Origin of the sequence: Anoxynatronum sibiricum, from assembly GCF_039414295.1 — a bacterium.
In the GTDB taxonomy this organism is placed as follows: domain Bacteria; phylum Bacillota; class Clostridia; order Peptostreptococcales; family Tindalliaceae; genus Anoxynatronum; species Anoxynatronum sibiricum.
In genome coordinates this window covers 19356-31517 of the sequence record NZ_JBCITM010000001.1, presented here as the reverse complement: position 1 = coordinate 31517, position 12162 = coordinate 19356, and the positions used below count along the sequence as shown (strand labels likewise).

Below are 12162 nucleotides of genomic sequence, written 5' to 3'. Positions count from 1 at the left end.
TCTCCCTTCCGAAGTTACCGTTCCACCACATCTTCTGTGAACAGTTCTCGCTGGGCTTTTCTGGCTTCAACGGCTTCTTCCATGGTCACCTGTTTAAACTTGACATAGTCTCTGCCTGGAGCGCATTGGCCAACTTTCCACAAGTCGGCGTTGATGATGTTCAGAGCGCACATATACCCACCGAGGGTGGGGCCGTCTGCAATTAGAATCACCGGGGTGTTGCCTGTGATGTTAAGGGCCCCCCGCATGTTGTAAGCGTGGTCTACGATGTTGGAAGGGTGGCTTCCCCCCACGCCGCCGCTGTCTCTGGCAAAGAAATAATCCGGCAGGGGATCCAGCCGGCAGGCAGACCGGTTGGATTTTTCAGACACCTGGAAGGGGGTGCTGAACAAGTATTCCATGCCTTCCAGAGTGGCAAAGTCAGGGTATGCGTTCATGCCCACCACAGAGCGCACTTCAAACTCATTGGTGTATTCCGGAATCACACTTTTCTTGAGTTTTCGCCCCGCCAGTTGATCCAGATCTTTTTGGGATGTTCCGATCTTCAGTTCATCTCCTTCTTTCAGCTGCCGTCCTTCATAACCTCCATAGCTGCCAAAAATACAGGTGGATTTACTGCCCAAATACACGGGCACGTCGATTCCCCCTGCAACGGCCAGGTATGATCTGAATCCGGTTTTCCCATAAATACCGCACTTAAGCACATCGCCTTTGTTTACTCTAACGGATTCCCACAGGGGCATTGGCTGGTTGTTCAACCTGGGTTTCATGTCGGTACCGGTGATGGCTATCACCACATCCTTTTCAAAGCTTACCCTGAACTGTCCCACAGCAATTTCCAGGCCAGCTTCTCCCACATCATTGCCTACCAGCAAATTGGCATATTCCAAAGCCACATTGTCCATGGCGCCTGACGGGGCCATGCCCTTCCCCAGGTACCCCAGCCGACCGGGCCAGTCTTCCACAAGTGTTTGGAATCCTCCCTTGATTACTTTAAGCATTTGATAACCTCCCTGCTTTTCGTCTCTGGGTATCGCAGCCCCTCTACAGTTTGGGAGCTGTGGCAGCACCTTCTGCCTGTTTTTTCAGGTAAGCTTCTGTTTCACTCTTGATGTCCTCCCGGTTCAGCCATTCAATATAGTCTTTCACCACAATACTGCCTTCTTCAATGTCGTACCGGTAATCGGTTTTATCGTGAACATGTTCGAAAATGCCCAGAACTTCCTGCTCTGTGGCTTCGTAAAACCGAATGCGGTCAGCGTTTCGATAGAGGAATGGCCCCTCCTTAAACTGGGGGTGCTTCATGGCAAACTGGAAGGTGGGAATGGTGCGTCCAAACAGCTGGTACCCGCCGCCGGTGGCCGTGGTGTATGTGAAAACACAGGGGCCGCCGATGCCCACAGAACCTTCCGGTGTCCATGTACGGGGCGGGTTGTATTTGGGAACCACCAGGGCGCACCGGGGGTCCAGGGGCCAGAAAAAACCGCCTCCCGGCCAAAAGCCACAGCCGCTGTTAAACCATTCTGTTCCCAACAGCATCTTCTTCACTTCTTCTTTGGTCACCCCATTGCACAGAGCAATGTATTCCAGGTTATACCCGTCAATGATGTTGGGGGCGTCAGGTCGAATGCTCTGGGCATACTTTTCCACGGCTTTTTTCGTCTCGCTGTCTTCAAAGGCGATGGGCAGGTTGATCAACCGGGATTCAACCACCACATCGTCAATGCCTTTAAAGGATTCTTCCGTTTCTTTGATCACTTCAATCAGTTCCTGTGCGGTGATTTCTAAAGGGTCAAAATGAAACATATTGGTGCGCAGGCCCGGTACCGTCTCAATGAGACCTTTGACATGTTTTTCTTTAATGGCGCTGTCAACCGCCAGCATGCGGAAGGAGTCAGGTACATACAATACTTGCTCATGGCCGTATTCCACCTGCAAAAAACCATCTCCCGCCTGACGGAACAAAACTTCTTTCCTGTCATTGTCCTGGGGCAGGGTATCTATCATCGTTTCATAGCCTTGGGGTTTCATGAACAACCTCCTGTTCTGTCCATCCATTCGCCACTATTCCAGCACAACCAACACATCGCCGGCCTGAACAGCGTCTCCCTTTTTCACCCGAATCTCTTTCACCGTTCCATCCACTTCAGCCATGATTTCATTCTCCATTTTCATGGCTTCCAAAATCAATACCGTGTCACCTTCCTTCACCTGTGCTCCCACTTCCACTTCCACTTTCCAGATGGTTCCAGGCAGTGGTGCTTCAATTTGTCTCAAATCCATGGGCCATTCTCCTTTCTTTTAAGGCTGCCAGGGAGTTATTTCCACTGGCAGCCATTGGTCATCCCCAGGTTATCCGCCAGCCACCGGCGGCATGATGTGCACCACCTGGTCTTCTGCCAGCACTGTGTCCATGTAATGCATCAACTTTGAATTACGGCCGTTGATCAGAATCTTATAATAAGGTGCCAGGTCTGTGCCCGCTTCGTTCATCACCTGGGCTTTCATGGTGTCACCATAGATGCTGAAAACCTGTTGCAGCATCTCCCTGACCGTGGTGCCTGGTTTCACGTCCAGAGTAAAGGTGGCACTGCCCACAATGTTAATCAGGGGTCCCAGCACTTTAACGGTGATGGTCATCCCACTACCGCTGCTCTTTCACAAAAGCCAGGCCCAATGTGTCATAGCGCTCATCAGTGGGGTATCCCTTGGTGTCCCACCCTGATTTTTCATAGTAATCCTGCAGCATGAAGGGCAGTTCACACACCTTGCCTTTTGCCGGACCGTCAGGAGCCGGGTCTTTGGTAAACCGGTCGGGCAGGGTGTCCAGGCTGGGGTCCATTCCGTAGCGGTACAGGTTCAGGGCCCGTTGCAGGGTCAGGGCACGGTCCACAGTTTCTTCCAACCGGGCCACATCCATAGGCAGGCCGGTAACGGTTTCGGTCAACCGGGCCAACTGGGCGGGTGACAAGGTATTGCACAACACCGTGAACTTGCACATGCCATTGAGGTCAGTGAAGATGGCGGCTTTTTCCATGGCTTTAACCACCCGAGCTTTGTCTTCCGGTACGATGGGATCTGGGGTGCCGCTTAAATCGATTTCTGCCTGGCCAAATCCAAAGAGGGTGAAAGCAGGTGACCAGGGACGCAGATGGTCGCCGCCCCGGTTGGCAATGGCGTGGCCCAAACCAGAGTCTTGGGCGGCCCGCAGTTCTGTGGCGGTGAGTTCAAGGCCTTTCACATGCATGGCATACTTTTCAGCACCTTTGCCAATTTTCTTCGCTGCTGCCCGCACGCCTTCTGCCAGGGTGTCTCCCAGGCCTTTTCGATGGGCCAGGTCCTGCAACAGGGTGTTCATGGCCTGGTGGTTGCCAAATGTCAGGTCCAGCCCATTGCATTCTTCCTTGGTCAAAATGCCTTCTTCAAACAATTCCATGGCAAAGGCGATCATGGTGCCGGCAGAAATGGTATCCAACCCTAATCGATTGGCATTCATGTTGGCCATGGCAATGGCCTCCAGGTTGTCGACTCCACATCTTGATCCAAAAGCGTTGACGGTTTCGTACTCAGGCCCTTCACTCTCCACCCCGGCATATTCGCCTTTGTCCACCTTGGTGTACCGGGTGCATTTAATGTTACAAGCAAAACAGCTGCGGGTTTTCACCAGAATGCTTTCTGCCATGGCTTCCCCGCTGATTTTTTCCGCTCCTTCAAAGGTGCCGCTGCGGTGGTTGCGGGTGGGCAGTGCCCCGAAAGCGTTCATGCCGTTCACCAAAGAGGCTGTGCCGTAGTTGGGCAGCAGCTGGGCTGTGGCAGGATGTTCGTAAATCACCTTATTCACTTCTTCCAGTATTTCCTTAAAGCCTTCAGGGTCTGCCACCTGCACTCCTTTACTTCCGTATACTGCAATGGCCTTTAAGTTCTTGGCTCCCATGACAGCTCCTGCACCGCCACGGCCGCCGGCCCGGTACAAATCACTCATGATGATGGCACTTTTTACCAGATTCTCGCCCGCCGGGCCTATTCCCATGACCTTGGCCCCTGGATGGGCTTCTTCCAGGGCATAAGTGGTGTCGAAGAAATCCTTGCCCCACAGGTGGGCAGCATCCTCCAGGCTCACCTGATCGTTATGAATGTTCAGGTATACCGGTTTTTCCGCTTTGCCGCGAATGATCATGTAATCATATCCTGCATATTTTAGTTCCGGGCCCCAATAACCGCCGCCACGACCTTCACCATAAATGCCGGTGGTGGGTGCTTTAAAACCAACGTACCAACAGTTGCCGGTGGGAGCCAATGTACCGGTGAGGGGGCCTGTCATAATGATCAACGGGCTTTCCGGGCCCAGAGGGTCTGTGGATTGACTGGTCTCGTCCCAAAGTATGCGGGCACTGAAACCACCGCCACCCACATACTCCTGAATCATTTTTTCGTCCACTTCTTTTTTTTCAATCTGACCTGTGGTCAGGTTAATGTCCAGATATTTTCCTGTGTAACCGCCTCGCATGAAACGCCACTCCTTTCAAATTATACTGGTCATGTTTGACTCATTTTTGCTGCGAACCAGGTTTATCCGATGATGGATAACCCATTCAAACCATCTGATGGCGTTAACACTTTACCAGAAGCTCAGAATCCTGTTTATGCCTGGTGAACAATGGCCTCACTGGGACAAATAGTTTTGCAATACTGGCCTTCACACACTTCACATTTCAGGGCATAAGCCCCTTCCGGCTCCATGAACATGGCGCCGTAGGGACAGGCATCCACACAAAGGCCGCAAGCGGTACAGGTGTCTCTGTCAATGTGCCAGATGCCCGTTACTTCATCCATGGTGATGGCTTCCACAGGACATGCCGCCGCACAGGGAGCGTCGTCACACTGGAAGCAAATATGGGGCAAATCCAAGGCATTTCCTCCCCGCTCCACCTGAACCCTGGATAGTTTAGGATTGAAAACTGTCTCCAGGTTCAAGGAACAGGCCAACTCACACATCCTACATCCCACACATTTTTCCTTCAGACCTACCATTTTCTCTGCCATACGCTTTCCCGGCGGATTTTTCAATCCTGCCGGGCCCACCTCCTTCCATTCTTCTGGGTTTCCACGGGCCAGGTCATCCCTGTTAAAGCAAGGGATAAAAAAAATTCACCCATACACACCCAAAAATGAAGTGTGATGAATGAATTCCTTTGCACCATGGCAGGCAGCAAAATCACTTTTGCGACCCTATCGTTTCGAACCACTACAGGAGCCGTTCGAAATCGGAATTCCTGATCACCGTGATTAACGATATACTTTTCTCTATATTCAGATTATAAAGTCTATGGTAACCATAGAGTCAAGGGGTTTTTACCTTAATTTGCAATTTAATAAACATATTCCGCTCCTCCTGACGAAACAACGGCAGTTCCGTCACCACTTCACACAGGTAATGGCCATCAATGGCATATCCCTGCTCTTTTACCGCCTGAAAAAGCCGCTGGGCACAATCCCATTCTTCTTCGAAGGCATAGCAATAGGCACACAGGTAATGACCACCTGCCACGGTTTCCAGCAACTCACCGGGAATCAGTCCATCGTCCATGAACAGGAAGGTTTCTGTTGAAACAAAACGGTCTGCCATCAGGTCTTCGTACCGAACAACGGTACCCACATTACAAAAGTAGACCATGGGCACATGCTGCAGGATCGCCTGTTGCTTCAGCTGCCGAATCATTATTTCATAGGTATCCAGTGTGTTGGAGTACAGGTCAATACCGCTGTCATGGCAGAAAATTTTTCGATCGGGAATGTGCTGCAAGTTGATGGCACCCTTTTGGGACGCTCTCAGATAACGGTCAAGATTATGGACACATCTTTCCGCCGCTCTGTGCTTCAGCTGATAATCCTGTATTTGCTCTTCCAGCCAGGACTGATGCTCTCGCAGGGTTTCCCGAATGACCATGGCATCTTTCTTGTCAAATTTCTCTTTGATTTTATCCAGTGACATGCCCATGCTCTTGAAATACTGAATCAAATCCAGTTTGGCACTCTGGCGAATATCATAGTACCGGTACCCTGTTTCTTCATCCACATGGGCAGGTTCCAGCAGGCCAATCTGGTCATAATGCCGCAGGGTTTGAACCGTGACACAGTTCATTTTTGCCATTTCACCAATGCGCAGCCGGTTCAATGCGTCCAACCTCCCTTCACCCACACCCGAGAGCAAGCTGCATTACCTGTCCTGCCCTTATACACCATGGCAAATGACCTTCCATCATCCCTGTTCTGATTATATCAATTATTTATCACCTTGAGTGAAGTGTACATAAATCTGTTGTTATTGATGATGGTCACTATCGTTTCCATGCGTGTTATTTCTCCGAATTCTATTCAATGCTGCAGGTTGCCACAATGGCTGCCAGCCTCCCCACACTCACCATCATCTTATCTTCATCCACATATGCATAAGAGAGTCTAAGTGTGTTGCTTCTTTTAAAATCATAAATACTGCCGGGATTCAGCAGGATTTTTTCTTGTAAAGCCTGTCGAAACAACTTATCAACACTAATATGATTTCGCAAAGTCAACCAAATATAAAATCCACCTTTGGGTGTCTCCCAATCAGCCAGCTCTCTGAAGTACGTTTCCAGTGCCGTCAGCATGGTGTCTCGACGCTTTTTCAAAGCGCTTCGAGTGGTGTTCATGTATCGATCGTACACATCGCTTGACAAAATCTCTTTCAAGATCCATTGGGAGACTGAACTGGCACCATAATCCATTTGCATTTTCACATCCCCTAACCGGTCCACCACAGATTCAGAGCCAACCATCCATCCAACCCTCAGCCCCGGAAACAGGCTTTTGGAAATGGTGCCCACATAAAGGATCATGCCATTTTTGTCCATGCTTTTCAGTGGCAGGGGAGGCGCTTCATCAATCCAGAGATCTCCATAAGCGTCATCTTCGATGATGGGAAGGCGGGTGTCTGTACAGAAGTTGAACAGTTCTTTTCTTCTTCTGGGCGACATCACATATCCGGTGGGATTGTGAAAAGTGGGGATGGTGTACAACAGGGCTTCTTCCCTGCCTGTTCGTTCCGAAGCAATCTTCCAGTACTGAATCCCCTCCCTGTCCATGGGTACTCCCAAGAGCCGCATTCCTGCTGATTGAAATACCTGAAGCGATTTGATGTAGGAAGGTGCTTCTGTAAAGATGGAAGATCCCTGGTGCAGCATGGATACTGAGATGAGCTGCAGTGCCTGTAGAGACCCTGAAGTAATCAGCACGTTGGTTGGCTTGCAGTGAATCCCCTTTTGCTTCAGCTTTTCACAGATCACTTCTCGCAACTCCAATAACCCCAACGGCTCCACATAGTTGAGCGAGGAAATGGCGTGGGGAAGCCTGCTGAACACTTTTTCCATCATTTGATCCGGGTAAAGTCGGGGAGACAGTTCTCCCGTTCCCAGACGGAGGATGCCTTCTTCAAACTCCATCTTGTTAATCATGCGAATGGTGGGTATGTTTTCCTTGAAAAGCCCTGATCGTAAGTACTGGCTCCAGTCTGGCGTGGAAGCCGACATCAGCAACGACCAGGTGTTACTGATCACTTGTGTTCCTTTGCCCACTTCACCCTTTATAATCCCAAATGACTCCAGTTCCTGCAGTGCCATGACCACCGTACTGCGATTAACGCCAAAGATGCGAGCCATTGCCCGCTGTGACGGCAAGACACTGCCAATGGTCCAGTCACCCTTGGAGATCTTGGTGCTCATATAATCAATGATTTGCCTGTAAGCCGGAATTTTGCTTTCCTTGTCCGGCTTCCAGCTCAGTTCAACCACTCTTGTTGATGTTGAATAGCCCGCCATGATCTCTCTCCCATATCACACGCATCACATAAACTGAAAAACGCTCCCAAGCCCTTTTTGGAGCGCTCTTTCATAGACCATCACTGCCGTTACATTATCCTGGATGCCCATTCCAGTGGTATCAAAAATGGTTATTTCATTTTCACATTCCCGCAATGCCTTCTCGCCTGCCAAAAGCTGGCCAATTTCCCCGTGTATGTCTGATTCCGTCATCACTCCAGCCATCAGCGCATTTCTGGTTTCACCTCGGGACACACACTGGGCAATACTGTCATTGACAATTTTAGCCCCTCTAAAGATGGCCGGGTCCAACTCATTCTTGCCTGCCATATCGGCTCCCACGGCCACAATATGCATGCCTGGTTTGACAAGGGATTGATGGATATACGGCGTCTTTGCCGGTGTGGTGGTAATGACAATATCCGATCCCGCCATGGTTTCTTCAGGATTGTTGCAGACAACCACTCTGGCAGCTGTTTGTTGCTCCATCTCTTTTTGGTAGCCCGTCAGTTCATCCCGGTTTTCACTGAAAACCCGGACTTCCCGCAGGTTCATCACGTGGCATAACCCCTCCACCTGCATTCTGGCCTGCCCCCCGGCACCAAAAACAGCAACGGTGGCAGCATCCTTGCGTGCCAGAAGTTTGGATGAAATAGCACCTGCCGCACCTGTTCGAATACCTGTGATCAGGCTCCCGTCCATGACACAGAGAAGGGCCCCGTTGGTGCCGTCATAGAGTAAAATGGTGCCCATCATGGTGGGCAAGTTGTTATTTTTCCCATTATTATAGAACCCTGAGGCCACCTTCACCGAAATGCGTTCATTCAGCTCATTATAACATGATTTAATATCTGTCTCCCCGTTGTTTTCCGGCATTTCAATGGAAACAATTTCCGGCTGTCTCACCTTTCCCCTGTGGAAAGCCAGATAACCTTCTTCGACGACATCTATCACTTCTTTCATGGATAATGCTTTCTGAACGTCTTCCATACTCAGCAATAAGGTTTTCAAGCAACCGCCTCCTCAAATATTGATGCGGCAAATAAAGTCACCCTCTGACCTTATTTGCCGCAGTCTTCAATGCTTATACCAATTTTTCCTCAATGAGGAACTCTTCAAACTTTGCCAAGCTTTCCGGCACATTTTTGCGGCCATACCCCATTCGAAAATACTGGTCTTCCATATCGTAAATCTCTGAAGGCAGCAGGAGCACACCCTTCCTGTCAACGGCCATCTGGCAAAACGTCTTCACCGGCATGTCCAAAAGAAGCTTATGATAGGCAACGGGCCCGCAGGTAATGGGTTTTTTCTCAAAGAGTTGGGGATATCTGTGGAAGAAGGCATCCACCACTTTCATATTATCCCTGATGATCTGTCGGTTCCGCTCCAGCAATACTTCGCCGTGCTTCAGTGCCACTTTTGCCAGAAACTCTGAAGGGGCAGAATTGCAAATGCTCATGTAGTGCTTAAACTTCACCACTTTTTCCAGCGTCTCGTGATCCTTTGACACCAACCATCCCACCCGAAGACCAGCAAGGCCGTAAGCCTTGGACATGACTCCCAAGGAGACGCATTTGGCATAATGATCTGCCATCCAGTCCCGCTTTTCCCCCTCCAGCTCCAGCCCTTTGTATACTTCGTCAGCGAACAGGTAAATGTCGTGCTTTTCACAGATAGCACACAGCCGCTTGATTTCATCGTTGGTAAAGGTATAGCCTGTCGGGTTATTGGGAGAAGTGACCGCAATAAGCTTTGTGTTGGGCTTGATCAAGGCTTCCAGCTCATCAAAATCCATCACCCACCCGGTGCCATTATCTCGAATATACCATTTGGAGCACTCGCAGTTTGGAATAGAATTGGCCACCTCGTAGGCAGACTGGTAATTGGGAAACATGGCGATCATGTGATCCCCTTCCTCCAGCATCACGTTCATGTACCCGAAAATGGCTTCTTGGGCGCCATGGAATGCCAGCACATCCGCTGCCGTCATATTCTGATAAAGGGCAGCAATCAGGTTTCGCAGCTCAGGATCTCCCCAGGTTTCCGTGTACCCCAGCCACTGGTTTAAAAAGGCTTCCTCTGCACCAGGCTCCAATGCCAGCAGTGCCTTTGTTGACATGGATTCACAGTCTGACTGGGTCAGCAGATAAGGTGCGGTAAACTCATATTTTCCAAAATAGCATTCCAGTTTAAAATCGTTGATATTCATTGGATGACTCCCCCTTTTTCATGGCAAGACCTGTCTTTTGGCATCTATTGCATAACCTCTCTGTTTCTTTTTATCATATTAGCGCACCGGTGTCTCCAACCATTTCTTTTCTTAAGATCCAACCAATATGATCCAGCCAATGGTGAGCTTCTGTCAAAAAAGACAGCAGCTGAAATCCTCCATGACAAGAAATCCATCTTTCCTTTGCTCCCTCTCTCAGGGATGTTTGCCTATTCCATATCATGAAGCTGCTTAAGGACAAAATACATATGGGTTTGCTCTTCTTTAACCAAGTCTTCAAATTGCCTTCTTCCGACAGATCCCAGTTCAAACAGTTTGGCAATTGCCTGATAAAGTGCAATGCTGTCTTTTTCCATTTTCAGTGCATGCCGAAATAACTGCTTCCGTGAGGCAGCAGCTGCTTCGATTTTTGAGTCACTTTCTTTCAGGTAGATCATCAGCCGCTGGCCTACTTCATCACTCACCTGCTGATTCAGATCACCCCTATGTTCAATCAAAGACTTGATGCGCTGAGCATGCTGCCTTTCTTGTTCAGCAAAAACCAAGGAGGTGCTTGCCACGTCACCCTCGTTCCGGCTTGCAATGATCTCATAAACTGCTCCAGCATCATATTCTGACGTCACCAGTGCATCAAGTACCGTTTGTAAAGTCATCTCCACATCCTCCTTTTCAGCTTCATGCAGGACCATTTATGTCTTTTCATTAAACCTTCTGCGTTCTATGTTCCCCCACTGTTTGCTTCCTTTCCGATAGTTGAAAAAAGAACTGACTCGCCACACTACCGTCAGCTGTCGGTAGACAATTTGCTCCAGCAGGCTAATTCCAAATAAAGTAACCACACTGCTGACCCACTTATACCTCCGGTACGCCACCTCTTCAAAAAATATGCCGGAAAAAGAGAAGAAAAGCCCAAATAAATACGCCATGACAAATATGTATACCATCACCATGGAATAAGTCCCCTGATAGAGTGCCAGGGCCAGCACTAAGTAACCGATGAATTCTATCACAGGACCAAGCAGCTCCACAAAGAAAAAGTAAGGCATTGCCAGCATACCCACAGTTCCATACTTGGGGTTGAACAGCATCACCCGATGTTTGATCAGTGCATCCGCCAACCCTCTATGCCACCTCACCCGCTGAATTCTCAAGCTTTTCAGGTTGTCTGGCGCCTGTGTCCAGCACACTGCATCTGATGCAAAATCAACTCGATACGATTTTTTCTCTCTGCGATAGCGCTCATGCATCCGAACAGTCAGTTCCATGTCTTCACCAATGGTTTTTTCATACCCGCCCACATCTACAACGGCTGATTTACTGAAAAGTCCAAAAGCACCGGAAATAATCAGAAGGGCGTTCATTTCCTGCCAGCCGACGCGACTTGTGAGAAAAGCACGATAATACTCCACTGTTTGAAACTTTTCAATCAGCTTTCGGGGAATCGCCGCTTGTTTAACAACGCCATTTTCAATGCGGCACCCATTTGCTATGCGGACAATCCCCCCCACAGCAACCGTTTCTGGATATTTTAAAAATGGTTTCACCAAACGAAAAAGGGCATCTTTTTCAATGACACTGTCTGCGTCAATCGCACAAAAAAGAGGGTAGCGGGATACATTGATCCCAGCATTCAGCGCATCCGATTTTCCACCATTCACCTTATCCACCAGCACCAGCTCCGGCAGTTCAAAAGAAGAATACACCCCCCGAATTTCATTGCAGGGAACAGCCATGTTAATCTCTACGTCAATTCTTCTCAGCTTATAATGCTGGATCACTTGCTTCAGCGTATCATCACTGGAACCGTCATTCACCACTAAGACTTCATATTGGGGGTAGTCCAGGTTTAGTAGAGATTGAATGTTGTCAATGATAGTGGCTTCTTCATTATAGGCAGGCACCAGCAATGAAATGGGCTTCGTATACCCGCTGACCAGCGTCATATCCGATTGAATGATTTTGACAAAAGTGCGAAGCCTTTGCCACGAGTACCCTATGAGGCTGATATACAAACCGTTCACCAATAGAAAATAGCCAAAGAGGAGCATGCTGTAAATGACAATGGTTTTGCTGATCACG

At 49.2% G+C, this 12162-nt stretch carries 12 protein-coding genes; all 12 read right to left on the bottom strand.

The genetic code is table 11. The features are described 5' to 3' along the window. Positions 1-14: 14 nt before the first annotated feature. The 12 genes from AAIG11_RS00130 to AAIG11_RS00075 all read right to left on the bottom strand — a co-directional run bounded on the left by AAIG11_RS00130 (position 15) and on the right by AAIG11_RS00075 (position 12161). The gene (locus AAIG11_RS00130; protein ID WP_343184251.1) at positions 15-1001 is read right to left on the bottom strand and encodes a 5-oxoprolinase subunit C family protein; all 987 of its coding nucleotides are present in this window, start codon (positions 999-1001) and stop codon (positions 15-17) included. A gap of 43 nt (positions 1002-1044) precedes the next feature. Further along, positions 1045-2031 carry a carboxyltransferase domain-containing protein gene (locus AAIG11_RS00125; protein WP_343184250.1) on the bottom strand — a complete coding sequence of 329 codons (987 nt, stop codon included), beginning with the start codon at positions 2029-2031 and terminating at the stop codon, positions 1045-1047. A 33-nt stretch (positions 2032-2064) separates the two neighbouring features. Further along, positions 2065-2283, bottom strand: coding sequence for a biotin/lipoyl-binding carrier protein (locus tag AAIG11_RS00120; protein ID WP_343184249.1), 219 nt, complete (start codon positions 2281-2283; stop codon positions 2065-2067). 69 nt (positions 2284-2352) lie between these two features. Next, positions 2353-2640, bottom strand: coding sequence for a MoaD/ThiS family protein (locus tag AAIG11_RS00115; RefSeq protein ID WP_343184248.1), 288 nt, complete (start codon positions 2638-2640; stop codon positions 2353-2355). 4 nt (positions 2641-2644) lie between these two features. Further along, positions 2645-4507 carry an aldehyde ferredoxin oxidoreductase family protein gene (locus tag AAIG11_RS00110; protein WP_343184247.1) on the bottom strand — a complete coding sequence of 621 codons (1863 nt, stop codon included), beginning with the start codon at positions 4505-4507 and terminating at the stop codon, positions 2645-2647. A gap of 134 nt (positions 4508-4641) precedes the next feature. Next, a complete protein-coding gene (locus tag AAIG11_RS00105) occupies positions 4642-5043 on the bottom strand; it encodes a 4Fe-4S dicluster domain-containing protein (RefSeq protein ID WP_343184246.1) in 402 nt (133 codons plus the stop codon). Between the two features lie 298 nt (positions 5044-5341). After that, positions 5342-6175: a MerR family transcriptional regulator gene (locus tag AAIG11_RS00100; protein WP_343184245.1), complete on the bottom strand. Its 834-nt coding sequence runs from the start codon at positions 6173-6175 to the stop codon at positions 5342-5344. Positions 6176-6371: 196 nt separating this feature from the next. After that, entirely contained in the window at positions 6372-7853 is a 1482-nt protein-coding gene (locus AAIG11_RS00095; protein ID WP_343184244.1) for an aminotransferase-like domain-containing protein, read from the bottom strand. Positions 7854-7877: 24 nt separating this feature from the next. After that, positions 7878-8864, bottom strand: coding sequence for an ornithine cyclodeaminase family protein (locus AAIG11_RS00090; RefSeq protein WP_343184243.1), 987 nt, complete (start codon positions 8862-8864; stop codon positions 7878-7880). 73 nt (positions 8865-8937) lie between these two features. Beyond that, entirely contained in the window at positions 8938-10062 is a 1125-nt protein-coding gene (locus tag AAIG11_RS00085) for an aminotransferase class I/II-fold pyridoxal phosphate-dependent enzyme (protein ID WP_343184242.1), read from the bottom strand. A gap of 230 nt (positions 10063-10292) precedes the next feature. Continuing rightward, a complete protein-coding gene (locus AAIG11_RS00080; RefSeq protein WP_343184241.1) occupies positions 10293-10736 on the bottom strand; it encodes a ferritin family protein in 444 nt (147 codons plus the stop codon). Between the two features lie 36 nt (positions 10737-10772). After that, positions 10773-12161, bottom strand: coding sequence for a glycosyltransferase family 2 protein (locus AAIG11_RS00075; protein WP_343184589.1), 1389 nt, complete (start codon positions 12159-12161; stop codon positions 10773-10775). Position 12162 lies beyond the last annotated feature (1 nt).